22 protein-coding genes are annotated in these 25,209 nt (G+C 70.6%); 7 read left to right on the top strand and 15 right to left on the bottom strand.

Annotation, left to right across the window (positions count from 1 at the left end):
- Positions 1 to 1,602 (bottom strand): ABC-F family ATP-binding cassette domain-containing protein, encoded by a 1,602-nt coding sequence (locus AJAP_RS15395; protein WP_063777805.1) that lies wholly within the window; start codon positions 1,600 to 1,602, stop codon positions 1 to 3.
- A gap of 370 nt (positions 1,603 to 1,972) precedes the next feature.
- On the opposite strand from AJAP_RS15395, the gene AJAP_RS15390 reads away from it, so the two are divergent.
- Complete coding sequence (locus tag AJAP_RS15390) at positions 1,973 to 2,776, top strand: DUF2382 domain-containing protein (protein ID WP_038512088.1); 804 nt, start codon at positions 1,973 to 1,975, stop codon at positions 2,774 to 2,776.
- 21 nt (positions 2,777 to 2,797) lie between these two features.
- Here AJAP_RS15390 and AJAP_RS15385 read toward each other — a convergent pair whose 3' ends face one another.
- The 3 genes from AJAP_RS15385 to AJAP_RS15375 all read right to left on the bottom strand — a co-directional run bounded on the left by AJAP_RS15385 (position 2,798) and on the right by AJAP_RS15375 (position 5,820).
- Positions 2,798 to 4,465, bottom strand: a complete 1,668-nt coding sequence (locus AJAP_RS15385) for a serine/threonine-protein kinase (protein WP_038512085.1) — start codon at positions 4,463 to 4,465, stop codon at positions 2,798 to 2,800.
- Complete coding sequence (locus AJAP_RS15380) at positions 4,462 to 5,250, bottom strand: hypothetical protein (RefSeq protein WP_051972806.1); 789 nt, start codon at positions 5,248 to 5,250, stop codon at positions 4,462 to 4,464. Before AJAP_RS15380 ends, AJAP_RS15385 begins: the two co-directional genes overlap by 4 nt.
- Before the next feature lie 171 nt (positions 5,251 to 5,421).
- On the bottom strand, positions 5,422 to 5,820 hold the full coding sequence (locus AJAP_RS15375; RefSeq protein WP_228694948.1) for a hypothetical protein: 399 nt from the start codon (positions 5,818 to 5,820) through the stop codon (positions 5,422 to 5,424).
- Between AJAP_RS15375 and AJAP_RS15370 the strand changes: the two genes are divergently transcribed.
- The gene (locus AJAP_RS15370) at positions 5,792 to 6,226 is read left to right on the top strand and encodes a hypothetical protein (protein WP_228694947.1); all 435 of its coding nucleotides are present in this window, start codon (positions 5,792 to 5,794) and stop codon (positions 6,224 to 6,226) included. The genes AJAP_RS15375 and AJAP_RS15370 overlap by 29 nt on opposite strands.
- Before the next feature lie 2 nt (positions 6,227 to 6,228).
- Here the strand turns inward: AJAP_RS15370 and AJAP_RS15365 are convergent, their stop codons facing one another.
- The 5 genes from AJAP_RS15365 to AJAP_RS15345 form a co-directional block, all read right to left on the bottom strand.
- Positions 6,229 to 6,666 carry a response regulator gene (locus tag AJAP_RS15365; RefSeq protein WP_038512078.1) on the bottom strand — a complete coding sequence of 146 codons (438 nt, stop codon included), beginning with the start codon at positions 6,664 to 6,666 and terminating at the stop codon, positions 6,229 to 6,231.
- Complete coding sequence (locus AJAP_RS15360; protein ID WP_038512075.1) at positions 6,663 to 8,186, bottom strand: sensor histidine kinase; 1,524 nt, start codon at positions 8,184 to 8,186, stop codon at positions 6,663 to 6,665. The genes AJAP_RS15365 and AJAP_RS15360 overlap by 4 nt, the downstream gene beginning before the upstream one ends.
- A complete protein-coding gene (locus AJAP_RS15355) occupies positions 8,183 to 9,409 on the bottom strand; it encodes a PP2C family protein-serine/threonine phosphatase (protein ID WP_051972805.1) in 1,227 nt (408 codons plus the stop codon). The genes AJAP_RS15360 and AJAP_RS15355 overlap by 4 nt, the downstream gene beginning before the upstream one ends.
- A gap of 256 nt (positions 9,410 to 9,665) precedes the next feature.
- The gene (locus AJAP_RS15350; RefSeq protein ID WP_038512073.1) at positions 9,666 to 10,649 is read right to left on the bottom strand and encodes a TerC/Alx family metal homeostasis membrane protein; all 984 of its coding nucleotides are present in this window, start codon (positions 10,647 to 10,649) and stop codon (positions 9,666 to 9,668) included.
- Positions 10,650 to 10,808: 159 nt separating this feature from the next.
- The gene (locus tag AJAP_RS15345) at positions 10,809 to 11,612 is read right to left on the bottom strand and encodes an LLM class flavin-dependent oxidoreductase (RefSeq protein WP_038512070.1); all 804 of its coding nucleotides are present in this window, start codon (positions 11,610 to 11,612) and stop codon (positions 10,809 to 10,811) included.
- Positions 11,613 to 11,834: 222 nt separating this feature from the next.
- Here AJAP_RS15345 and AJAP_RS15340 point away from each other — a divergent pair, with 222 nt between their 5' ends.
- Positions 11,835 to 12,275 (top strand): SRPBCC family protein, encoded by a 441-nt coding sequence (locus AJAP_RS15340; protein WP_038512068.1) that lies wholly within the window; start codon positions 11,835 to 11,837, stop codon positions 12,273 to 12,275.
- Here the strand turns inward: AJAP_RS15340 and AJAP_RS15335 are convergent.
- The 5 genes from AJAP_RS15335 to AJAP_RS15315 are packed head-to-tail and all read right to left on the bottom strand — an operon-like array spanning position 12,241 to position 16,162.
- Positions 12,241 to 12,672, bottom strand: coding sequence for a MarR family winged helix-turn-helix transcriptional regulator (locus tag AJAP_RS15335; protein ID WP_038512066.1), 432 nt, complete (start codon positions 12,670 to 12,672; stop codon positions 12,241 to 12,243). The two genes, AJAP_RS15340 and AJAP_RS15335, sit on opposite strands and share 35 nt — an antisense overlap.
- Complete coding sequence (locus tag AJAP_RS15330; protein WP_038512063.1) at positions 12,669 to 13,043, bottom strand: hypothetical protein; 375 nt, start codon at positions 13,041 to 13,043, stop codon at positions 12,669 to 12,671. Before AJAP_RS15330 ends, AJAP_RS15335 begins: the two co-directional genes overlap by 4 nt.
- A gap of 28 nt (positions 13,044 to 13,071) precedes the next feature.
- Positions 13,072 to 14,298, bottom strand: a complete 1,227-nt coding sequence (locus tag AJAP_RS15325) for a glycosyltransferase (protein WP_038512060.1) — start codon at positions 14,296 to 14,298, stop codon at positions 13,072 to 13,074.
- On the bottom strand, positions 14,298 to 15,128 hold the full coding sequence (locus tag AJAP_RS15320; protein ID WP_038512057.1) for an SDR family NAD(P)-dependent oxidoreductase: 831 nt from the start codon (positions 15,126 to 15,128) through the stop codon (positions 14,298 to 14,300). Before AJAP_RS15320 ends, AJAP_RS15325 begins: the two co-directional genes overlap by 1 nt.
- Positions 15,125 to 16,162 carry an alpha/beta hydrolase gene (locus AJAP_RS15315; RefSeq protein ID WP_051972452.1) on the bottom strand — a complete coding sequence of 346 codons (1,038 nt, stop codon included), beginning with the start codon at positions 16,160 to 16,162 and terminating at the stop codon, positions 15,125 to 15,127. The genes AJAP_RS15320 and AJAP_RS15315 overlap by 4 nt, the downstream gene beginning before the upstream one ends.
- 447 nt (positions 16,163 to 16,609) lie before the next feature.
- Between AJAP_RS15315 and AJAP_RS15310 the strand changes: the two genes are divergently transcribed.
- Genes AJAP_RS15310 through AJAP_RS15295 form a run of 4 tightly spaced genes read left to right on the top strand, consistent with a single transcriptional unit; the run spans position 16,610 to position 24,727 of the window.
- Positions 16,610 to 17,269, top strand: coding sequence for a hypothetical protein (locus AJAP_RS15310; protein WP_038512053.1), 660 nt, complete (start codon positions 16,610 to 16,612; stop codon positions 17,267 to 17,269).
- A gap of 38 nt (positions 17,270 to 17,307) precedes the next feature.
- Complete coding sequence (locus AJAP_RS15305; protein ID WP_038512050.1) at positions 17,308 to 19,044, top strand: fatty acyl-AMP ligase; 1,737 nt, start codon at positions 17,308 to 17,310, stop codon at positions 19,042 to 19,044.
- Positions 19,041 to 23,240, top strand: coding sequence for a type I polyketide synthase (locus AJAP_RS15300; protein WP_038512048.1), 4,200 nt, complete (start codon positions 19,041 to 19,043; stop codon positions 23,238 to 23,240). The genes AJAP_RS15305 and AJAP_RS15300 overlap by 4 nt, the downstream gene beginning before the upstream one ends.
- Positions 23,237 to 24,727: an MFS transporter gene (locus AJAP_RS15295; protein ID WP_038512045.1), complete on the top strand. Its 1,491-nt coding sequence runs from the start codon at positions 23,237 to 23,239 to the stop codon at positions 24,725 to 24,727. Before AJAP_RS15300 ends, AJAP_RS15295 begins: the two co-directional genes overlap by 4 nt.
- Here the strand turns inward: AJAP_RS15295 and AJAP_RS15290 are convergent.
- Entirely contained in the window at positions 24,702 to 25,121 is a 420-nt protein-coding gene (locus tag AJAP_RS15290) for a VOC family protein (RefSeq protein ID WP_037339438.1), read from the bottom strand. The two genes, AJAP_RS15295 and AJAP_RS15290, sit on opposite strands and share 26 nt — an antisense overlap.
- Positions 25,122 to 25,209 lie beyond the last annotated feature (88 nt).

Here is a 25,209-nt window from a genome sequence, read left to right as displayed (position 1 = left end):
TCACAACGCGAGCCTCGGCCAGGACGCCGTGTCCCGCGAAAGCTGCCGGTCGTGTGTCGCGATCACCACCGCGGCCGGTGTCGTCCCGAGCGCGGCGGTCAGCTCGTCGACGAGGGTGGCGGACAGGTGATTGGTCGGTTCGTCCAGCAGCACGACGTGCGGGCGACAGGCCAGTACGAGCGCCAGGTCCAGCCGACGCCGGGCGCCGACCGACAGTTCGGCCACCGGCCGGTTGCGGTCGTAACCACCGAGCAGGCCCAGTTGGCCCAGGCCCGGACCGGAGATCCCCGACCTGGCGAGCCGTTCGTCGTACAGCTCCATCGCCGTCCGCCTGCCCGGCAGATCGGATTCCTGTCCCAGCAGCCCGATCCGCGCCGATCGGGAGCGCGCGACCGTGCCCGTGTCCGGCTCGAGTTCCCCGGCCAGCACGCTCAGGAGCGTCGACTTCCCCGCTCCGTTGCGGCCGGTGACCACCAGCCGGTCGCCGCTTTCCAGCGCCACGTCGACCGGACGCGCCAGCCGTCCGGCCACCGTCACCCCGGCGGCTCGGAGCAGGACAGCGCCTCCGTGTGACGGCAGGTCCGGCATGGAGAACCGGGCGGGCGGCGGCGGGACGGCCACCACGTGCCCGGCCAGTTCTTCCTGCCGCCGGTGGACCGCGCGGACCAGTCCGGGCGCGCGGGTGGCACGGACATGCCTGCCGGTGCCCTTGGGCGGGCGCCAGTTGTCCCGCAACCGGTTCCGGGCGGCGGACAGGTCGTCGGCCAGCCGTTGCCGTTCGGCGATCTGCTCGGCGTGCTCGGTTTCCCAGCGGGCACGTTCGGCTCGGCGGGCCTCGACATGACTCGCGTATCCGCCGCCGTAAACGCGCGGCCTGCCGTCGCTCGACGGATCGAGGTCGATCACCGTGGTGGCGACGTCCGCGAGCAACGCCCGGTCGTGGCTGACCAGCACGACCACACCCGGGTGCGCGCGCAACCGCTCGGTGAGGTGTTCGAGGCCCGCCGCGTCGAGATGGTTCGTCGGTTCGTCGAGCAGCAGGACCGGATGCCCGGCGCCGAGCAGGCACGCCAGCCGGACCCGGTGCCGTTGCCCGACCGAGAGTGTCCCGAGTGGACGGTCGCGGTCGTCCACGGCGTTCAAGGCCGCCAACGACACTTCGACACGCCTGTCCGCGTCCCACGCGTCGAGGGCTTCGGCCTGTTCCAGCGCGGCGGCGAAAACGTCGTCCGCGCCCGGAAGACCCTCGCTGAGCGCCTCGGTGGCGGACTCGAGACGAGCCAGCGCATCGCGGACGGCGGCGAGTTCGAGGTCGATCAGCGCGCCGACGGTGTCGTTCGCGCCGAGCGGGATCTGCTGGTCGGCGACACCGGCCGAACCCGAACGGTGCACGTCGCCGCGATCCGCGGGCAGGTCACCGGCGAGTACCCGGAGAAGAGTGGTCTTGCCGCGACCGTTCTCCCCGACGATGGCGACCCGGTCCCCGGCCGCGGCGACGAGATCGACGCCGGAGAGCACGGGCCGTCCCCCGAAGGAGACGTGGACGCCGGACAGGCGGACGTGCGCCGCGCGCACAGGCGCGGGCGAAAGAGGGGATGACATGAAGAAACTGCCTCCGGTGAAGGTGATGAGCAGGAAGAACGAACACCGGTGCCGCGGCTCGCGGTACCGGTGGAGGCGTCGTCCCTCAGAGGAAGAACAGTTGCTGCATCACGCTCACGAGGTTAGGACACGGCCGGAAGCCCTCGCATCCGATTTTCGGAACCACACGTTCGCGCCATCCCCCTGCCGTGCTCGTCACCACGTGGGCACCCGCTTCCACCTGCGGCCACGTGGCGGTCCTAGCCCGCGGACGTCGCTTCAAACCACCACTTTCCGGGGTCACCCACAGGTGCACCACGACGGTTGCCATGATCACCGGCCCGGCCGACGGTGGGCTTCTCAGCAGCATCTTTCGAGAGGAGCAGGACCGATGGCGAAGACCATGCAGCCGCAGGAACTCATCGACAGTGCCGTGGTCGACCCGACCGGCAACAAGCTCGGGAAGGTGGGCAACGTCTACCTCGCCGACGCGACGCGCCAGCCGGAATGGATCACCGTCAAGACGGGCCTGTTCGGCACCAAGGAGAGTTTCGTCCCGCTTTCGGGAGCGCATGCGGACCAGGACGGCGTGCACGTCCGCGTCGACAAGGACGCGGTCTCCGACGCGCCCCGGATCGAGGCCGACGGCCACCTGTCCATGGAGGAGAGCGCGCAGCTGTACAAGCATTACGGGCTCCCGATGCCGCGGACGTCGCCGGACGGCCGGATGGACGACCGGACGCAGGGCCGGGGCGACGCCGGCCGTGGCAAGGCGGGCATGGACCCGGGCAAGCGTGCGGATTCCGGTCGGAAGGAGCGGGACACCGAGCCCACCATGACGCGGTCCGAGGAACGGCTGAACGTCGGCACCGAGCAGGTCGAGACCGGCCACGTCCGGCTGCGCAAGTACGTCGTCACCGAGGAGCAGCAGGTCACCGTCCCGGTCAGCCACGAGGAGGTCCGGATCGAGCGGGAGCCGATCACGAAGCCGGGCGGTGAGCGGGCCGAGATCGCCGAGGACGAACAGGAAGTCGTGCTGCACGCCGAGAAACCGGTGGTGGACAAGGAAACCGTCGCGGTCGAGCGGGCGAGGCTCAAGACCGAGACCGTCACCGAGGACCAGACGATCTCCGGCAAGGTCCGTAAGGAGCAGTTCGAGGTCGTCGACGACGAGGGCAAGCACCGCAAGTCGTGACCAGGAGTGGGCCGCCCGGGTTCAGCGCATGCGCCGGACGCGGGCGGCCGCGACCACGAAACCGGTCGCCACGGCACCCGCGATCGAGCAGCCGACGCCGAACAGGACCGCGGGCTCGTGCACCCTCAGCACCGAGACGCAGAGCCATGCCGTCGCGCCGAACAGCAGGCCGAGCACCGGCCCGCCGACGAGCGCGCCCCGCCAGCGGTGTCCGTTGCGGAGGGTCCGCAACCCGGATTCCAAGTACGCCAAGGCGAACAGGGCGAGGATCAGGCTGCCCGCGCCGAGCGCGCTCGCGAGCGGATGCTGGTCGGTGACGACGGTGAAGGTCCGCGGGACACCGTCCGCGGTCAGGGTCGCGGTGACGGCGCCGCCGACGATCCACCGGGTGAGACCCGGAAAAGCGAGATCGGCACGGAAGCCCTCGCCCTCGGGTTTCGGGACCGCCGACGCGGAACCGAGCGGGATCCCGGCGGCGGAAAGGGCGAGGGTGACCTGGCCAGGGTTCCCCTCCCCCGTCACCGCGAACGTCTTGCTGAGGTCGAGGGACGCCGACGAGGCCGCGACGCCGTCGATCTTCAGCGTCGTGGCCTCGTGCGGCAACCGTTCCGGCGTGAGCAGGGTGAGCACCACGAGCACGATCGCGGCGACGGCCGCGGCCAGCCGGAACCAGAGCACCGAGCCCGGACGTTTCCCCGGTTCGAGTTCCGCGCGGGTCGCCGACAGCGTCGGATCCGGTGCGGGACGCCGGACCGGCCGGGTCGGTCCGTCTCCGGCGGGCACCGTCGCGCCGATCGCGGAGATCACCCTCGGGGTGAGATGCCGCACCGGCACGCGAGAGCGTTCGAGCCAGCCCGGCCCGTACACGGCGGTGGCGGCGGAAGCGAGGTCTGCGGCGAAGGTCTCCGCGTCGCGGTACCGAGAGTCGAGTTCGCGCGAGAGGCTGCGCATGACGACCCCGGCGAGCGGTGACGGCACGCCGTCGATCGGGCGCGGATCGGTGAACATGTGCTGGCGCATCATGCTGATCGCGCCACGGGTGTTGTCGAAGGGCAGCTTCCCGGACAGCAGTTCGTAGAGCACCGTGCCCGCCGAGTAGACGTCCGCCGCCGGGCTCAGCGCGTTGCCCATCGCCTGCTCGGGCGCGATGTAGGCGGGTGTGCCGAGGACTTCGCCGCCGTGCGTGACGAGGGTGGCGCCCTCGCTGATCACCTTCGCGATGCCGAAGTCGGCCACCTTCATCACGCCTTGCGTGGTGAAGAGCAGGTTCTTCGGTTTGACGTCGAGATGCAGTACGCCCGCTTCGTGCGCCGCGTGGAGACCGGCGAGCATCGCCAGCCCGATCGCGCAGGCCTGTTCCCCGCCGATCTCGCCACTGTGGAACCGGCTGTGCACCGTGCCGCCGTCGAGCCGTTCCATCACCATCAGGTGCTCACGGCCGGTGCGCACGTAGTCGTACACGGGCACGATGTGCGGATGGTCGAGGCTGGCCAGCACGCGCGCTTCGCGGTCGAAGAGTTCGCTGCTGACGGCGTGGTTCAGCACGTCCCACGGCAGTTGTTTGATGGCGACGTCGCGGCGCAGCGAACGGTGGACGCCGGCGAAGACGACCCCCATCCCGCCCTGGCCGATCGCGGGCCCGATCTCGTACTGCGGTAGCGCGGCGACGACCTCGGCGGGTGCGCTCATCGGTTGAATTCCTTGGTGCCGTCGGGAAAACGGACCGTCTCGTCACCGCTGGGGCCCGGCGCGGGATGCGGGGTCAGGTAGCCGAGCAGGAAGGCGATCGCGGCGGCGCCGAGGACCACCGGGATCTCGATCGCCGGCTCCGGCGGGACGAGCCGCAGCACCGACAGCGAGACGACGGCGACGAGCCCGGTGCCGAATCCGGCCGGCAGGAAACGCAGGCCGCGTCGCCACCTGTTGGCGGGAAGTCGGTGGCGGGCGAGCGCGAGCAGGGCGGTCAGCCACGCCAGCACGGTCAGCACGAGCATCGCGAGCCCGAAAGCACCGTAGACGGACCAGAAGGATCCGCGGATGTCCGCGACGGTGGTCGCCTCGCCGAGCGTGCCGCGCTGCGCGTCGAGCAGTTCGACCGTCGACGGGAGCAGCCCGATCGCCTGACCGGAGAGATCGGCCATGTCCAGTACGAAGGTCCTGGTGACCCGGCTGTGCGCGGGGACCTCGAACGGCGCCGTGGTGTCGTAGGCGAAGAAGGTCAGGGCCAGCGCCACCCCGGACACCCGGACGCTGCGGACCTTGACCGAGGTCCCACCACTGTTGGTGGCCGTGACGGTGAGTTCGACCTGTTTCGCCGGGTCGACCATGACCGTGGCGTTGGCGATCGGCCGGTCGTCGAGGGTGACCGCCAGGCCGAGCCTGCCATCGAGGACATCGTCCGCACTGGCCGGTAGTGAGCCCAAGAGGACCGCGCACAGCCCCAACGCAACCCCTGCCGCGATGACACGTCCCATTTTGCGCATCCCCTGTTTTCCTCGGCCGACTGGTCCGGAATGCTACAGCGAGTACTTACCGGAGAGGGACGTCCCAATGCGTATCGTGGTTCGCCTGATATTCGGCACCGTGGCCGGGTTGTTGTTCCTGCTTTCCCAGGTGGGGGCGGGAAACGCGCAGCAGTCCCCGTATCAGTCCACGGTTGGTTTGAAACCTTCGAGCGGACCCGCCGGGAGTTCTTTCACCATTTCCTGGAATTTCTCCCCGTGCAAAGGACCTATTTCTTTCACGTGGGAAGGAACGGCCCTCACCTCGGTCAGCGCTCCCAGTGGACAGGTCGGGGCGACGGTGCCGAGCAATGCGACACCTGATAGCCACACCGTCACCGGCACTTGCACGAACGCGCGGACCGGACAGCCGCTGACCGGGAACGCGACCTTCCGCGTGACCGGGACCGTGACCACGGCGCCGCCGACGACGAAGGTGCCTCCGACGACCAAGCCGTCGATCCCGGTGACCACCCCGACCAGACCGGGAACGACCACCACGCCGACCACTCCGGTGACCACGACGACGACGCCGCCCACCACGACGCCACCATCCACAACGGACACTTCCCCGCCGCCGACGGACGTCCCGCCGACGAGCACCACCCCGCCGGGCCCGAACGACCTGGTCCTCGACAGGCCGAGTGTGCAGCCCGGCGACGCACTGTCCGCGACGGGCAAGGGCTGCACGCCCGGCGAGCGCGTCACGCTGACGTCGGACGGCGAACGCGTCGGCGGCGCCTACGCCGACGGCACCGGTGCCTTCACCGCGGCCGTCGAGTTCACGCGGATCGAGGCGGGCAGGCACACCGTCGTCGCGGACTGCGGCGTGCGGCTGACCGGCGCCGTCGAGCAGGTCGTGACCAGCTCATCCGGCGGGCACAGCGGCACGCTGGTGGTGCTGGTGTTCTTCGTGCTGGCCGGGATCACCGTGATCCGTTTTCCCTGAGCTCAGCGGGGAAGCTTCACCACGGTGACGAAGAAGTTGTCGATCTGGCGTACCACGTCGATGAACCGGTCGAAGTCGACCGGCTTGGTGACATAGGCGTTGGCGTGCAGGTCGTAGCTGCGGAGGATGTCCTCTTCGGCTTCGGAGGTGGTGAGCACTACGACCGGGATGGTGCGCAGCTCCGGCGACGCCTTGACCTCGCTGAGCACCTCGCGGCCGTCCTTGCGGGGCAGGTTCAGGTCGAGCAGGATCAGCCCCGGACGTTCCGCGTCCTCGAACGGCGCTTCCCTGCGCAAGAACTGCAAAGCCTGCTCGCCGTCGGAGACGACCGACAGGGTGTTGCGGATCTTGTGGTGCTCGAACGCCTCCTGCGTCATGAGGACGTCGCCGGGGTCGTCTTCGACCAGCAGGATGTGGATCGGCTCCAAGGACTCGGTCATGCTTGCTCGTTTCCTTCGTCGGGATTCTGGGCTGCGGGCAGGGTGAAGCAGAACCGGGTCCCGGACGGCACGCTGGTGTCCAGCCAGATCCTCCCGCCGTGGTGTTCGACGATCTTGCGGCACAGGGCCAGGCCGATCCCCGTACCCGGGTATTCGCCGCGGCCGTGCAGCCGCTGGAAGATCACGAAGATCCGCTCGGCGTACTCGTCGCTGATGCCGATCCCGTTGTCGGTGACGGAGAACCGCCAGTCCTCGCCGTCCCGCTCCGCGGAGATCTCGATCTCCGGCGGCTCCTCGCCGCGGAACTTGATCGCGTTGCCGACGAGGTTCTGGAAGACCGCCGTCAGCAGGGTTTTTTCCCCGCGTACGGCGGGAAGCTCGCCGTGGGTGACACGGGCGCCGGACTCGGCGACCGCGTCTTCGAGGTTGCCCAGCGCGGCGTCCAGCAGGTCTCCGGACTCCAGCAGGACACTTTCGCCCGGGCGGCGACCGACGCGGGAGAAGGCGAGCAGGTCGTTGATCAGCGCCTGCATCCGTTTCGCGCCGTCGACGGCGAAACCGATGTACTGGTCCCCGCGTTCGTCCAGCTTTCCCTGGTACCGCTTCTGGAGCAGCTGGCAGAAACTGGCCACCTTGCGCAGTGGCTCCTGCAGGTCGTGCGAAGCGACGTAGGCGAACTGCTCCAGATCCGAGTTCGACCGCTCCAGCTCGCGGGTCCGGGTCACGATCAGTTCCTGCGCCCGCTCCAGCCGCGCGACCTCGTCGAGGATCCGCGAGCGCAGCGACTCCACATCGGACGCCAGCTCCCGCATCTCCTTCGGACCGGAGCCGCGGACCTCGCGATGGATGTCGGTCTGTGCGACGTCCCGGACCTCTGCGGCCAGCCGACGGATCGGCTTGATCAGTTTCCGGTGCAGGACAAGGAAGACCAGCGCGAACGCGGCACAGAGCAGCACCGCGATCACGATGAGCATGGCCCGCAGGACGTCGGCGGAGACCGCCAGGTCCTCCCTCGCGTCCAGCCGTTCGGCCTCCAGGCGGTTCTGCAACACGCTCAGGGCCGCGCGGACCTGGTCGAACAGCGGTTTGCTCGCATCCACCTGCGCGCCGGTCGCGGGAGCGCCGGCGAGCACGGGTTCGATGACCGTCCTTCGCCAGGTCGCGGCGGCGCTCAGCACCCGATCCAGATCGGCACCGATCGCGGTACCCGGGACGGCGCCGAGCCGCCGCAATTCGGCGACGGCCGCGTCCTGTGCTCTCAATCCGTCCCGGTACGGCTCCAGGAACTCGGGACGCCCGGCCAGGATGTAGCCGCGTACACCGGTCTCCTGGTTCAGCATCGCCGTCGAGAGCGAGGTGGACTGCAGCACCTGCGGGCCGGTGACGTCCAGCAGCCTGGCGCGCGCATCGGTGAGGTTCGTCGTGGCCAGTGCGCCTGCCACGATCGCGCCCCCGAGCAGCAGGCCGGCGATCACTCCGGACAACACCGCCCAGCGGCTGATCGACCAAACGGGCCTCATCGCGACGGCTCGCCGGAATCGAACGTGAGCAACGCCAGCGCGACGTCGTCGTCCAGCGGACCGCCGTGCAGGACGTCCATCTCGCTGATCAGGTGATCGAGTGCCGCGGCGGAACCGCCCTCGGCGTCCAGGCTGTTCAGCGCGGCGGCGGCCATCCGTTCGAGCCCGACCCGTTCGCCGCTGCCCTCGACGCGTCCCTCGAAAAGGCCGTCGGTGTACAGCAGCAGTGACCATCGCGGTCCCATCGGCACCGTCAGCTCCTGCCATCCCGCACCCGGCGCCACGCCGAGAGGCGGGCCGAGTTTCTCCCTGGACAGCAGCCTGCCGCCCGAGTCGTCGATCAAAAGCGGCTGCGGATGACCGGCGAGTGCCATCTTCAGCGAGCGGCGGTCCGGGGCGACCGTGATCATGCAGACGGTGGCGAACAGCGGCCCCAAGGCCTCGTGCCGCAGCATCTCCTCCACCATCGCCAGTGTTCCCGCCATCGGCAGCCCGGCGAGCACGACCGAACGCCACGCGATCCGCAGCGCGACACCGAGCGCCGCTTCGTCCGGACCGTGCCCGCACACGTCCCCGATGACCAGCTGCAGGGTGCCGTCGGGGAGTTCGACGGCGTCGTAGAAATCGCCGCCCAGCAAGGCCCCGTTCCGGCCGGGCCGGTATCGCACCGCGAGTCCGAGCCGGGGATCGGTCACCAGCGGGGTCGGCAGCAGGCCGCGTTCGAGGCGCGCGTTCTCCCTCGCCAGCAACTGATGCTGCAGGAGTTGCTGCTCGATGCGTTCGGCACGGCTGCGTTCCCAGGAATACCGGAGGGTCCGCGCCAGAAGCCTGCCGTCGACATGCTGTTTGACCAGGTAGTCCTGAGCACCGGCGCCCAGCGCCGCCACCCCGGTGGCCTCGTCCTCCTGGCCGGTCAGGACGATCACCGCGGTCGACGGCGCGTGCTGCCGGAGCCTGGTCAGACCGGTCAGCCCCGTCGCGTCCGGAAGCTGGAGATCCAGGAGCACACAGTCGGCCGCGATCGGCCGCGCGAGTGCCCGTTGGAGCGTCGTCACCCTCTCGAGGACGACCTGTTCCAGACTTTCGACGGCATCCGCGAGCATCTCTTCGACCAGGAGAGCGTCGCCGTCGTCGTCCTCGACCAGCAGGACATGCAACCGGGTCGGCTGGATGGAGGGTCTACGAGGCGGGGACTGCTCGCCGTGACGCACGGCGTTGGACACGGACAGCCACCTTTCCTCACCGGATTTTCCGGTGCGCGAACAGAAGACGGCTGTCTTCTCAACCAACGGGAGCGTACCGGCCGTACGGGACATGCCGCCGGTCCGGACCACCGACACGCCAGGTTTCCCACGGTCAGGGATCGCGCGGCGGCCGGGGTGGCCGCATCGCCGCGAAGACCAGGAACAGCGCGGCCAGGAAGAGGGCGGCGACCGCCACATCGATCAGGAAGCCGACGACGAGTGCGGTGATCATCGCTCACTCCTGTGCCGTCCGGGCGGCTTCGCGACGGCGGGCGTACAGGCTGGTGAACGAGACCGTGACGAGGACGGCGATGATCACGCCCAGCGAGGCCGGGGTCGGGACCTGCGGCACCGACGGCCAGATCCCGTGGGCCCAGTGCAGGACCAGCTTCACGCCGATGAAGGCGAGGATGATCGCGAGGCCGTGATTCAGGTGGACCAGCTTCGCGAGCGCCGAGTGGAGCACGAAGTACAAGGCGCGCAAGCCCATCAGGGCGAAGGCGTTGGTGGCGAACACGAGGTACGGGTCTTCGGTGATGCCGTACACCGCGGGCACGGAATCGACCGCGAACACGACGTCGGTCGCGAAGACCGCGACGACCACGACCGCCAGCGGGGTGAGCGCGCGGCGTCCGTGTTCACGCACGGTCAGCCGGGTGCCGCGGTAGTCGTCCGTGACCGGCATCAGCTTGCGCAGCAGGCGGACCGACCGCAGCTGGGAAAGGTCCATCTCGCTCTGGCCGCCGGACATGGCCTCCCGCAGGATCTTGACCGCCGAAGCGAACAGGATCACGCCGAAGACGAGGAACGCCCAGGTTCCCGCCGACAGCATCGCGGCACCGGCCGCGATGAACACGCCGCGGAGCACCAGCGCGCCCACGATGCCGTACAGCAGCACACGTTGCTGCACCTCGGACGGGACCGCGAAGGCGGCGAGCAACAGCATGAAGACGAACAGGTTGTCGACCGACAGGGATTTCTCGACGACGAACCCGGTCATGAACTCGAGCGCCTGACCGCCGCCGAACTCGAGCCACAACCAGAGCCCGAACACCACCGGAAGCGCCAGGTAGAAGGCCGACCAGCCGGCGGCCTCCCGCATCGAAACCTCGTGCGGGCGCCGGGTCACCGCGAAATCGGCGACGAGCAGTGCCAGCAGGACGGCGATGCTGATCGCCCACAACGCGGGCGATCCCACGGTTGCCACGGACTCGGGCATGGAGCCTCCTCGAACTCGAAGTTCGAGGTCTCCTTCACCCCTGTGGGGCGGCCTCCCGGGGACACCGGCGGGATGTCCGTACTGACCGGGCAGGCTCTTGGGAAGTACTCCCCTCGTCGGTCCAGTATCGCATTTAGTAAAGAGATATTAAAGCGGGGGTCAAGCCGGGCCCTCCCGCAAGACGCCGCGCACCGCGTCGACGGACAGGTCGTCCCAGGGGAATTCGGCCATCCACCAGGTCGCGCCCGCCCGTTCATAGGGTGCGAGATCCGTGCCCGCGGGCACCCCGATGGCGAAGTCGTACGGCGTCTCGTCACCTTCACGCAGCGCGGTGATCGTCTCGACCGCCTCGGCGAACTCGTCCGCGTGCGGCAGGTTCACCGGGAAGAACCCGTCGTACCGCGCGGCCCGGCGCATCGGCTTCGTCTTCCCCGGGAAGCCGGCCAGCCACACGGGTATCGGGCGGGCGGGACGAGGCAGGAAGGTGATGTCGTCGACCGTGTAATGCACGCCGTGGTGCCGCACGGGCTCACCGGACCAAGCGGCGGTGAGGATCTCGAGCGACTCGTCGAGCATCTCGGCGCGCTTGCGATCGTCCGGTTCGTCGCCGGTCCTCGAGAACTCCCCGCCAAAGCGGTCGCTGCCGAGCCCCGCGCCGAGGATCAGCCGTCCGCCGCTCAAGCGGTCCAACGTGGCCGTCTCACGGGCGAGCTTGACCGGGCGGCGGCGGGCCGGCGGTGTGACCATCGGGCCGAAGGCGAGGTTCTCGGTGGCGGACGCGACGGCGGCGAGGGTGATCCACGGATCGGCGATCGCGCGCACCGGCTCGCGCCAGCGGATGTGGTCCCAGACGAACAAGCCGTGCCAGCCCGCTTCTTCGGCTTCGGCGGCGAGACGCGCGACGATCACCGGATCGGCCAGTTCGTCGAAGATCGGCAGCCAGAGTGCTGAGCGCAGAGTCATGCCTGCGACCGTACGGACCGGTACCGACAGTCGGGGCGGTTTCCGGCGTCGGACGTCGGCCGGTCCCGTCGCGAGACGTCCGACTGGACACGCGTGTCGTCCACTCAGTCACGCGTGTCGTCCGTCTGATCACACGCGCCGTCCACAGGTTGACAACGCCACTAGAGTTCAACCAGGGCATTGATTAACCTCTCGGTTGAATACCTGCGGAAGAGAACCACGATGACCGACCTGACGATCACCCGTCTCCTCGACGCGCCGCGCGAACTGGTCTTCCGCGTGTGGACCGATCCCGACCATCTCGCCCAGTGGTGGGGCCCGGCCGGCTTCACCAGCAGGTCCTGCACCGTCAACCTCACCGAGGGCGGCAAGTGGCGCACCTGCATCAGCGACGGCGAGACCGTGCTGTGGATGTCAGGCGTCTACCACGAGATCGTCCCGCCGGAGCGGCTCGTCTTCAGCTTCGCCTGGGAGGAGCCGGAAGGCTTCCGCGGGCACGACACCCTCGTCACGGTCGACTTCTTCGACCTCGACGGCAAGACGGAAATGTCGTTCCACCAAGCGGTCTTCGAGACCGTGGCGGAGCGCGACAGTCACGTCGAAGGCTGGCAGTCCTGCTTCGGCCGCCTCACGGAGCATGTAGCAGATGCGAGCGGTCGATGAGATCACTCATGGCCCGCTGAAACTCGCTTCGCCGCTTCTCGCTCCATCCGTCGGTGAGCTGATCGAAAACCTGTTCCTGCCAGCGGTGTGCCTGGTCGAGCATGGACCGGCCCGCCGCCGTCAACGAAACCTCACGACGGCGCCCATCGCTCCGCGAGGCCTCCATGGCCAGATGACCCGCCTCGATCGCGGCCTTGACCAGTCGCGACGCGCCGCTCTGGTCGAGGCCGATCTCGACGGCGATCGCGTTCACCGTCGTCTCGGCCCCGCGCTCGGCGAGGGAGTGGACCGCCTCGCCGACGAGGACGAGACGACCCTGATCGGCGACACCCGCCGTCCGGCGCGACCAGTGCCGGACGAAGGCGAACAGCGCCTGACCAGGACCTTGGGTGCTCATTCGGTCGCCGCCATCTCGCGGCAGATGTACGCCAGTTCGAGTGCGGACTTCAGATCGGGCAGCCGGAGCGCCGCGGTGACCTTGCCGCCGCCCACCCGGAACACGGTCGCCACCCGCGTCGGCCCCGCACTTTCGGGCCAGGTCGCGTCCTCCTCCACCACCATCAGGCGATCGCTGACCGGATGCCACGATCGCGGCTTCAGCCTGATCCCCGACCGATCCACCCAGTCGGCGAACTGCGCGGACGTGATCGGCCCGGCGCCCTTCGGCCCGAGGACGACGACGGGATCCCCGACCGCGTCCGCCGATCGCCTCAGGTCGCCTTCGTTGACGCTCTCGTGCCACTCGTTGATCGCCGTCTCGAGTTCCATGACTCAACTATATGCGAAACGCATACGTTTAGCCCACCTCCCGCAGCACCTGCCGGGCCCGCGCCACCCCGTCCTCCTCCCGCAGCCGCGCCGCGACGTACTGCGCGCCGCGGCGGAACAGGAGGTTGCCGGACAGCTCCAGCAGCCGCGCGGTCAGCGAGTCCGCGGTCAACTCCCGCAGCGGCAATGGACGCGGCCCGGCGCCGAGCCGGAAGACCCGGTCGCCCCAGTACGGCTGGTCGGAGAAGACCGGGCAGACCAGTGAGGGAACACCCGCGCGCAACGCGGCCGCGGTCGTGCCCGCGCCACCGTGGTGCACCACCGCCGCGGTGCGCGGGAACAGCCACGCGTGCGGAACGTCCCCGATGGTCAGCAGATCGTCTTCTCCGGCTCCGGCGGCGGTACCGAGCAGGCCACGCAAACCCACGCGGCGCAACGCCGTGCGGACGGCCGTGAACGTCCGCTCCGCCTCCGACGGCCGCATGCTGCCGAAACCGACGTACACCGGAGGCGGCCCAGACGCGAGGAAATCCCGCAGACGCGGGTCGGGTCGCCAGGCGGCGGGCGCCTCGAGAAACCAGTAGCCGGTGACGTGGACCCGCGCGGGCCAGTCCTTCGGCCGGGGCACCACGGCGTCGGAAAACCCGCACAGCACCGGGGTTTCCGTCCGCCGCGGCCCGCGCAAACCGGCCGAGGGCAGGCCGAGCGTCCGCTCCCGCCATCGGTCGACCTCCGGCCGCAGCACCTGCCACGCGACGGTGTCGACGGCGCGGAAGCTCAGCCGCCTGCCGCACGGTCCGGTCTTGGCCGCCCACGGCACCAGCGGATGTGCGAAGGCCCCCGTCGGCACGCTGGGCTGGTAGTGCAGTTCGACGTCGGGAACGCCGAGCGACGCGCCCAGATGCGCGCCGAGGAATCCCAGCGTCGGGGCGAGTACGAGGTCCGCTCCCGCCGACCCCTCGTGGACGTCGGCCAGCAGACGCTCCATCACCGGGGCCAGCGCGCCGCGCAACCCGCGCAAGAAGGTCACGGACGTCCGTCCCTCCGTCCATTCGCGTCCGCCGTCCGAACCGAGGATCTCCGCGGGATCGGCCGAGAGCGGGGCGAAATCCAGGCCGTGCGAGGTCACCAGGGTCCGGAACCGTTCGGCCGCCAGCACCCGCACCCGATCGCCGTCGAGACCACGCCCCAAGGCGATGCACGGCTGGACGTCGCCCCGCGAGCCGGGAGCGACGATCACGACGAGCCGGCTCATCACTTCGCCGCCGTCAGCCGGTAACGGAGCCGGAACGGCAGGTTCGCCAGCACGGCGGCGATCCGCGCGTCCCTGCCCACCAGATACCTCGGCGCGAAGCGGCGTGCGGTCAGCGCGTGGACCACGACCCGCGCCGCCCGCTCGGGCGGCACCCCGTTCCGCGCGGACCGTTCCGCGCTGTGTTCGGCCGCGTCCAGTTGCGCCGCATACCTTTCCCGCGCGGCTTCCGGCAGCGCGGCACGCACTTCTTCGGCGGCGGCGCGGGCGCGCGGCCAGATCGAGGTGGCGACGGCGCCGGGTTCGACGAGGACGACGCCGATCCCGGACGGGGCCAGCTCGGCGCGCAGGCTGTCGGTCAAACCGACCAAGGCGAACTTCGACGTGTGATACGGCCCGACCATCGGCCCCGCGATCCGCCCGCCCATCGACCCGACCGTCACGACCCTGGCACCGGCCGCGGCACGCAGCGCGGGCAGCATCGCCTGCGTGACGGCCAGCTGACCGGTGACGTTGACCTCCAGCTGCTGCCGGAAATCGTCGAGCGGGACGTGTTCCAACGGTCCCGGCCGGGCCATCCCGGCGTTGTTCACCAGTCCGCGCAACGGGCCCGCCGCCGCGACCTCCTCCCCGCAGGCCGCGATCGACGCCGGATCCCGGAGATCCATCCGCAGCACGGTGACCGCCTCGCCGAAGGTCCGCGCGAGGTCCGTTTCATCCGCGTCGGTGCGGACACTGGCCCAGACGTGGGCGTCCCGCCGGACAAGTTCGGCCACGCAAGCCCGGCCGATCCCGCTCGACGCCCCGGTGACCACAAAGGACGGACGGGTCACGACGCCTCCCCCGCCTTCACCGGCGCGGCGAGGGCACGCAGCATCCGCGGCCACGTCTTGTGCAACTGGTCCTGCCAGTACGCCCAATGATGCGTGCCCGGCCCATAGAAGTCCGTCATGACCGGGACACCGAGCCGGTTCAGCCGGTCGGCCATCGCGGTGGTCTGGCCGGAGCAGAGGAATTCGAGCAGCATCGCGCCGGGCAGCACGTCGATCGGGAGTTTGCCGTCGAACGGTCCCGGGAGGCCGTTGCCCGTCGAAAGGTACAGCTCGGTGCCACGCAGGCGATCGGCGTTCACCAGCGGATCGTGCGCGTCCCAACGCGATGCCTCGCGACGGCGGTCACCCCAGAGCGCTTCCGGGTCTTGCCGGGCGGAGGCGACGATCGCGCTGGTCAGCAGCTCACCGTACGGACCCGTGGGATTGAGATTGCCGCTGAACGACCCGGCGAACCGGAAGACGCCCGGCCGCCGGGCGGCGAGTTCGACAGCGCCGTAGCCGCCGAGCGACAGGCCCGCCGCCACTCGGCGGCCGTCCCCGCGATAGCCGCGATCGATCAGCTGCGGGATCTCGACGGCGGTGAACGTCTCCCACTGATTGAGCACGACGTTCTTGCCGTAATTCCACCAGTCGGAAAAGAACCCCGCGGAACCCGAGCCCGGCATCACCACCAGCGCGCCGGAGTCGTCGGCGAGCTTCCGGATGTCGGTGTTGGCGGTCCAGCCACGATAATCCTGCAGCCGTGTCTCCCCGGCGAGCAGGTACACCGCCGGCCACTTCCGGTCCGGTTCGGTGGCCCATCCCGACGGCAGGATCAGCCGGACCATCGCGTAACTCCCGACGCCGACCGAGCGCACGGTGAGGTCCAGCATCCGCGGGTCACCGTCCACAGTGGTCTGGGCCACGACGTGCGAGCCGTCGTCGGCCCTGGCGTCCGGGACACCGCTCTCGGCCCGCGCCGGGGCCGCGACGACGCCCGGCAGCAGGCAGGCGACGGCCGCGACCGCCCACAGCCGCCTCGAAGTATTGCGCATACGTAATCCTTTGTCCCGGTCGTTCGACAGAATTCGAAAATGTGACGGCGATTACCCGAGAAAGAAAATCAGAGGTGGCGACACGTTAAGCGGACGGGCCGCTTCCGCGCAATTGTCCTGCCCACAATCCGGGAGGACAATATGAATGCCAGGGAAACAAGAAAACCATCGACCTCCCCCAGTCGGGTGACCCATCACTCACAGACGGTGAGCGACTGTGGCACGGGAGTACCAGATCAGCTCGCACACCAGCGAAAAGTCCGGAAAACGCAGGTCACGTCCTGTACACGAAGGACATTTACGTTCTCTTGATGCCTTCCGGTATTCGATTTCCCGTCGTAGCCTTCGTCGTGCCGCCCGGGTTCGGCGTTCCCCGACGCGACCCCGGCGCCCGCGTCCCACCGAAGGGACCACACCTCCCCACGGACCCTTCCGAAAGGGCTATTCATGGCTGCCCGAATTCGCGCACTCGTCGTGTCCGCCGCCGCGGTCGCGACCATTTCCGGCACGCCCGGAGAATCGATTCAGGCCGCGCCCGCACCGCCTCCGCTCACCGTTCCGGAGGCCGCCCTGCTGCCACCGGGAACCGTCCCGCACGCGTCCGCGCGCGACGGTTTCGACGTGGCCTCGGCACTGTCCACCCCGGACCGTGGGCGGAGCAGGGTCGACGTCGGCGGTTGCGAAGACGTCGTCCACGGCAGGCTGGTCGGCGACGGCGCCGCCGGCCAGGGCTTCCAGTCCGCCGTCCCCGGCGGCCAGGTCTCCGAACTGGTCGCCCGTATGACGAACCCACCCGATCTGGCGGCCTGGGCCGCGCAGGCCGGGCGGTGCTCGAAGGTGACGGTCGACGACGCGGCCGGTACCGCGGTGTCGACCGTCACCGTCCACCCGGCTCCCGTCGTTCCGGGCGCGAAAACCCTTTCCTACGAACAACTCCTGACGCTCCCCGGACAGCCCCCCGAGCTGCCGGAACTGCGTCTGCGCACCGTCGCCATCGCCGCCGACGACGTGCTGGTCGTGCTTCGTGACGCCGGGACCACCGGCCTCGACCTCGACGCGCTCGCCGTCGACGCCTGGCGGCACGCCGCCGGTCCGCTCGGCCGCTGAATCCCCCGCACCACCCGCCGATCCCCCGAGGAGACGTCATGTCCCTGGCCCCCGAAAACCTGCCCGCCACGGCCGGCCCCACCCTCCCCGACTGCCTCCGGCACTGGGCGGACACCGACGGCGACCGGCCTGCGGTCACCTTCACCGACTTCGCGACCGATCGCGCCGGGCGACGGCGGACGCTGACGTGGAAACAACTCAAGGACCGCGTCGACGCCGTCGCGAGCGCGCTGCCCGTCCGGACCGGTGACCGGGTGGCGATCCTGTGCCCGCAGAGCGCCGATTACGTCGTCGCCTTCCTCGGCGCGATCACCGCGGGCGCGATCGCCGTGCCGCTGTTCGATCCCGGCCTGCCCGGGCACGCCGGGCGGCTCGCCGCGGTGCTGACCGACTGCTCTCCCACCGCGGTGATCACCACCGCCGCGGCCGAGGACGCCGTCCGCGAGTTCCTCGCCGGCCTGCCCGGCGGCGAGCACGTCACGGTCGTCGCGGCCGACAAGGCGGGGCCCGTCCGCGCCTGGCCCGCCCCGGCCCCGGCGCCGGACGACGTGGCGTACCTGCAATACACCTCCGGTTCGACGCGCAGCCCGGCCGGTGTGGTGCTGACCCACGAGAACGTGCTCGCCAACGTCCGCCAGGCGGTGCACGGGCTCGGGATCGCACCGACGGGGACCACAGTGTCGTGGCTGCCGCTGTTCCACGACATGGGCCTCGTCCTCGGTTTGATCACACCGTTGGCGATGGGCATGCGATCGGTGCTGATGGATCCGCTGGCCTTCATCGAGCGTCCGGTGCGCTGGCTGGAACTGCTCGGCGACCACAACGGGAGCTGGAGCGCCGCCCCGAACTTCGCCTTCCACTACGCCGCGAGCCGGGTCCGCGAGGAGGATCGCGCCAAGCTCCGTCTCGACCGTGTCGCCGCGATCGTCAACGGCGCCGAGCCGATCAACCCCGGCGTGCTCGACCGGTTCCATGAAACCTTCGCCGAAGTCGGGTACACCCCGGACAAGACCAGGCCCGCGTACGGGCTGGCCGAGGCGACCGTGTTCGTCACCACCGGTCCCGGCGTTCCACCTCGGGTCACCACGTTCGACCGCGCCGCACTGGGCGCCGGAACGGCACGACCGTCGGACGACGGGCTCAAGCTGGTCGCCTGCGGTGTCCCGGTGGGTCAGCGAGTCGCGCTGGTCGATCCCGAAACCGGCGTCGCGCTGAAGGACGGTTCGATCGGCGAGATCTGGGTCCACGGCCCCAACGTCGGCACCGGCTACTGGCAGAAACCCTTGGAGAGCACCGAAACCTTCGGCGCCAGGCTGACCGGCGACCACGGGGAACTGCCGACCGGCCCTTGGTTGCGCACCGGTGACCTCGGCGTCCGGTACGACGGCGAGGTCTACATCGCGGGCCGGATCAAGGATCTGCTCATCGTCGACGGCCGCAACCACTACCCGCAGGACGTCGAAGCGACGGCGGCCTCGGCCGACCGTGACATCCGCCCCGGCAGTGTCGCCGCGTTCGCCGTCGAAGGCACCGACACCGAAGCCGCGGTCGTCGTCGCCGAGCACCGCGGTCACAGCGCGCTGACCACCGAGGACGAGCGGGCGCTCGCCGTGGCGATCCGGCGGCTCGTTTCCGACGCGCACGGCCTCGCGCTGCGCGACGTCGTGCTCGTCCCGGCGGGCCTGGTCCCGCGGACCTCCAGCGGCAAGATCGCGCGGAGCGCCTGCCGCGACCGTTACCTCGCCGGCGATTACGGAAAGGCCTTGGTGCGATGAGAAACCCGTCGTCGTTCGACACCCCCACGCTGCGCCGCTGGCTGCTGGACACCGTCGCCGGGCACACCGGCGTCGACGCGGCCCGGCTCGAAGCCGACCGCCCGCTCAGCGACTACGGCCTGTCCTCCCGCCAGGCCGTCGGTATCGCCGCCGATCTCGAAGACCTGCTCGGCACCCCGCTCCCGGCCACCCTGCTGTGGGAGAGCCCGACCATCGACCATCTGGCCTGCTCGCTCACCGGCGGCACCGACCCCGAACCCGAACCGGCGGGCACCGACCGTCGCCGGACCGATCCGATCGCCGTCGTCGGCCTCGGCTGCCGCTGGCCGGGCGCGGACGGACTCGACGAGTTCTGGGAGCTGCTGCGCAGTGGCCGGGACGCCGTCCGGACCGCACCGCCGGGCCGGTGGAGCGCCGACGCGGCACCGATCGTCGGCGGATTCCTCGACGACGTGGCCGGGTTCGACGCGGACCACTTCGGCATCACCCCCCGTGAAGCGTCCACAATGGACCCGCAACAGCGGATGCTCCTGGAAGTCGCGTGGGCCGCGCTGGAACACGCCGGGATCGCCCCTGCTTCCCTGCGCGGCAGCCGGACCGGCGTGTTCACCGGGATCTCGACCCACGACTACGGCCACCTCACGATGACGGGCGGCGGCGTGGATCTGTGGACCGCCACCGGCGCGGCCGGGAGCATCGCGGCCAACCGGCTCTCCTACGTCTACGACCTGCGCGGGCCGAGTATGGCGGTGGACACCGCCTGCTCCTCGTCGCTGGTCGCGGTGCACCACGCGGTGCGTGCGCTTCGCGACGGCGAGGCGGATCTGGCCTTGGCGGGCGGGGTGAACCTCATGCTGCTGCCCGGACCGACGGCCGCGTTCGCCGCGGCGGGGCTGCTTGCCGCGAACGGCCGGTGCAAGACGTTCGCCGCGGACGCGGACGGCATCGCGCGTGCCGAGGGCTGCGGTGTCGTCGTGCTCAAACGGCTGGCGGACGCCGAATACGACGGAGACCGGGTGCTGGCGGTGATCCGCTCCACCGCGGTCAACTCCGACGGCCGGTCACAGGGCATGGCGGCGCCGAATCCCGTCGCACAGCAGGACATGCTGCGCACGGCGTACCACGGCGCCCGGCTCGATCCGTCCACTGTGGACTACGTCGAGGCGCACGGCACCGGCACGTTGCTCGGCGACCCGATCGAGGCCCGCTCGCTCGGAGCCGTGCTCGGCAAGGACCGCCCCGCCGACGCACCGCTGCTGATCGGCTCGGTGAAGACGAACATCGCGCATGCCGAGGCGGCCGCGGGGATCGCCGGGCTGATCAAGGTCGTCCTCGCGATGACGCGGGACGAATTGCCGCCTCAGCTGCACTTCACCGCGCCCAACCCGCACATCCCGTTCGACGACCTGCGTCTGAAGGTGGTGACCGAACCGACGCCGTGGCCGCGCCGGTCCGGGCGGGCCACGGCGGGCGTGTCCGCGTTCGGTTTCGGCGGGACCAACGCGCACGTCGTCGTCGAACAGGCGCCGCCGCCGGAGCCGGTCCCGGACCGCGGCGACATCCGCATCGGACTGCTGTCCGCCCGCACCCACGACCGTCTCACCGAACGCGCGACGCAGCTGGCGAACTGGCTGGAAGCCACGCCGTCGCTTTCCCTCGCCGACGTCACCCATACGCTCGCCCGCCGCGACAACGGCGGTCCGCACCGCGCCGCCGTCGTCGCCGGGGACACGGCCGAGCTGGCCGGGCTGCTGCGCGCCGTCGGTTCCGGCGCCGATCCGCTGCCCGCGGGCGCGGTCACCGGCACCGCCCGGAGCACCGACGGCCCGGTGTTCGTGTTCTCCGGTCACGGCTCGCAGTGGCCTGGCATGGGGCAGGGACTGCTGGCCGCCGAACCCGCGTTCGCCGCACAGGTCGACAAGCTCCACGACCTGTTCACCGAGCACACCGGCCGCTCGCTGCGCGCCCTGCTCACCAGCGGGGATCCCTTGTCCCTGCCCGAAACCCAGACGGCCATCTTCGGCACACAGATCGCGCTCGCCGCCCAGTGGGAGGCGCTCGGCGTCCGGCCCGCGGCCGTCGTCGGGCACTCCCTCGGCTCCGCGGCGGCCGCCGTGGTGAGCGGCGTGCTCACCCCCGACGAGGCCGTCCACCTGGTCGCGACCAGAGCCCGGCTCCTGGGCACCATCGGGCCCGGCGGCGCGATGGCGGCGGTCGAACTGGCGCCGGAAGAGCTGGACCTGTACCCGGACATCGAGCTCGCCGTCGAATCCGCGCCGGGGCAGCTGACCGTGGCCGGGGACGCGACCGTGCTCGATCTCCTGGTCGCGGAGCTCGAAGCCGCCGGGCTGCGGGCACGCCGGCTGCCGGTCGAGGTCGCCGGGCATTCCGCCCGTGTCGACCCGGTACTGCCCGCGCTCCGGGAGGCGCTCGTCGAACTGGGCGGCCGTCGTCCGACGGTGCCTTGGTACGACACGGTGCTGGCCGATCCGCGGGAGCTACCGGACTTCGACGCCGGGTACTGGGCCGCGCATCTGCGGCGTCCGGTGCGGTTCCGGCAGGCCGTGGCGGCCGCCGCCGCGGACGGGCACCGCGTGTTCCTCGAAGTGTCGCCGCATCCGATCCTGCGGGGTTCGGTGGCGCGGACGCTCGAAGCCGAGGGGATCGACGACGCGCTCGTCACCGGAACCCTGCGCCGGGGCCAGGACGAGGTTCGCGCACTGGGCGCCGCCGCGGCCGAGCTCTACTGCGCGGGCACCCGGATCACCACCGCCGATCCGGACGACGGGGCCCGGCTGGTCGACGTCCCACCGATGCCGTGGCGGCACGAACGGCACTGGTACACCTCCACTGAGGAAGCACCGTCGTTCGCGACCCGCACGCCGGATCCCGAACCGGTGCGCATCGGCGGAGGCGACCGGCTCACCGAGATCGTCGCCGCCGTGATGGGGCTGCGTCCCGACCGCCTCGACGCCCATGTCCCGCTGGTGGAACTCGGCCTGGATTCCCTGATGGCGAACCGGATCCGCGAGGCCGTCCGCCGGGAGTTCGGCACCGAACCCGACTCCGCGGCCGTGCTCCGGGGCGCCACGCTCGCCGATCTCAGCCGCGATCTCGCGCCCCGCGAGAACGAGGAACCGCTGCCGTCGCGCGGTCGCGCCTGGGACGCGGCGGACCGGCTGGTGCTGCGCCTGTGGCAGGAACACACCGGCACCGAAGCGGCCGGAACGCACGTCCGCCTGACCGAGACGGCCGCGCCGGACCGGCTGGCCGAGTTGCTCGCCGAGGGACTCAGCACGGAACTCGCCACGCCCGTCGACGCCGCCGAACTCCGTCGGCACGACACGCTCGCGGCCATCGCCGACGTCGCCCGCGCGGTCCTCGACACGCGAGAAGAACGAGGGCCGGTGCACGTCCTCTCTCCCGGCGAGCCCGGAGTCGCGCCGCTGCTGCTGTTCCACCCCGGCGGCAGCACGTGCACCGTGTACCGGCCGTTGCTGGAGCGGCTGCCCACCGGAGTGCCGTGCGTCGGGTTCGAACGCGTTCCCGGTGTCAGCATCGAAGAACGGGTCGAGCAGTTGCTGCCGTTGGTGCGGGAACAACGTCGCGACCGGCCGTACCGGCTGGCGGGCTGGTCGTTCGGCGGCGCGCTGGCGTACGGCGTCGCCGCGCGGCTCGCCGAAGAAGGCGAGGAGGTCGAGTTCGTCGCGCTGATCGACACGATGCTCCCGCTTCCGGAGCCGGACCTCGATGCGAGGGCGTCGTCCGCCCGGCGGTTCCTGCGCTTCACCGGATACGTCGAGGGGACCTACGGCCGCGAAGTGCGGCTCGGCCACGAGGAGCTCGCACCGCTGCCCGAAGAGGAGCAGATCGAGCTGACCATGCGGCGGGTCGCCGAAGCGGGCTTGCTCAGCCCCGGCGTCCTCCGGCACCAGCGTCAGTCCTTTTTGGACACATTGGCGGCCGAACGCGGCACGCCCCGTCACTACGGCGGGCGCGTCGTGCTCTACCGGGCGACCGAGCAGTACGCGGCCGGGCTGGCGATGGAACCCCGGTATTCGCGCACGGATCTCGCGGCGGGCTGGGCGGACTTGTGCCCGGAGCTGGAGATCGTGCCGGTCGAGGCACATCACCTGTCGGTGGTCGACCCGCCCCACGTCGATGTCGTGGCGAGGCATCTGACGGGACTCCTGTGACCACGGCCCGGGCCGAGCGAGCGGTCGACCGCGCCTGGCCGCTTTTGGCGGTACTCGGCGCCGGGCTCTTCCTCGTGGCGGTCGACGCGACCGTGCTGCACGTCGCGTTGCCCGACCTCGTCCGGCAGCTGCGGCCGGGCGCGGCGGCTCAGGTGTGGATCGTGGCGATCTACCCGCTGACCGCCGCGCCGCTGCTGCTGACGTTCGGCACCCTCGGCGACCGGTACGGGCGGCGGCGCGTACTGGTCGCCGGGTACGTCGTGTTCGGAATCGCGTCGCTCGGCTGCGCGTTCGCGCCGAACGTCCCGGTGCTGCTGGGCTGTCGCGCGCTGCTCGGCTGCGGCGGCGCGATGATCATGCCGGTGACGATGTCGCTGCTCCGCGAACTGTTCCCGGACCAGCGGCGTCGTCGGACGGCGATCGCGGTGTGCAGCGGGATCGCGGGCACCGGATCGGTGTTCGGACCGATCCTCGGCGGCGTGCTCGTCGAGGCGTGGGGCTGGCGGGCCACGTTCCTGCTGAACCCACCGGTGATCCTCGCGGCGATCGTCCTGGCGCTGCGATGGCTTCCCCGGAACCCACCCGGGCGGCGGCCTTGGGACGCGGTCAGTGCGACGCTCGCGGCGGGCGGTGTCCTCGGGATCGCTTTCGCCGTCGGGCATCCGGGTGCCTGGACCACGGCCGTCGCCTCGGGCGTGACCGGATGTGTCCTCATCGGACTGTTCCTGCGCCGCCAGCGCCGGACCGATCCCCCGCTGCTGGACCTCGCCCTGTTCCGGCGGCCCGGCGTGCGGGCCGCGGTCGGCGGGGTGCTGTTGGTGATGAGCACACTCGTCGGGCTCGGCCTGCTGTTCGCCCAATACCTGCAGGTGGTGCTCGGCCTGTCGCCCACGGCGGCGGCGGGCCGGCTGCTTCTCGTATTGGGCGCGTCGGCCGTCGGAAGTGTCGTGACCCCGTCCCTGCTGGGACGCTTCGGCAACGCCCGGGTCCGGACGGCCGGGTTCGCGGTGGCGGCGGTCTCGTTGCTGGTCCCGGCGGCGGGTCCGGCCGCGCTGACTTCGCCGGTGCTGCTGGGTGCCGGGCTGACGGGGCTGGGCCTGGGGATGGCGCTCGCGCTCACGTCGAGCACCGACACCCTGCTCTCGGCGACGTCGGCGGACCAGGCCGGCGGCGCCGCGGCGGTGGAGAAGACCGGCTACGAACTGGGTGCCGGCTTCGGGACGACGGTGTTCGGTTCCGTGGCCGCTGCCGTGTACGCGGGCCATCTGACCGTCCCGGCCGGCGTGCCCGAACCGGCGCGGGCGCTCGCTCTGTCGGGACCGGCTCAAGCGGAGGCGGCCGCATCAGGCCTCACGTCGCATTCAGCCGACGAATTGCTCGACGCCGCGAAAGCCGCCTGCACCGCGGGGCTTCAGGTGTCGGCGGCCGTCGCTTGTGGACTGTTCCTGGTGGCCGTACTCGTCAGCTCGGGCGCGCCTCGTCGGTGAACTGCCCGGCGAACTCCCCGGTCGGCGGGATCTCCTGGATCACGTCGATCAGGACGCCGTTGGGGTCGGCGACGATGAAGTGCCGCTGCCCGAACTCCTCGCTGCGCAGGGAAAGCGCCTCGGGCAGCCCGGCCTCCCCGACCAGCCGCCGGTGCTCGGCGTCGACGTCTTCGACCTCGAAGTTCAGCAACAGTCCCTGCACGGGTTTGCCCGCTCCGCCGGGAATGGTGTCGTGCCCCGGGGCGAGGATCGCGAGCTCCCACTCACCGCGTTTCAGGCTGACGTACCAGTCGGCTTCGAAGGTGAGCTCGAAGCCGAAGTGATCGCGGTAGAAGTCCCGTGTCTCGGCGATCTTCTCGGTCATGAGAACGGGATAGAAGCTGGTCAGACGCATGGTGCCGCCTTGTCTCGTGAACAATACCGACCGTCGGTTTGTTTTATCGAAGTTAGCCAACCGACGGTCGGTATGTCAAGATCCGGGC

Origin of the sequence: Amycolatopsis japonica (assembly GCF_000732925.1) — a bacterium.
GTDB lineage: Bacteria > Actinomycetota > Actinomycetes > Mycobacteriales > Pseudonocardiaceae > Amycolatopsis > Amycolatopsis japonica.
Note: the sequence above shows the minus strand (reverse complement) of the source record. Positions and strands in the feature narration are given on the sequence as shown.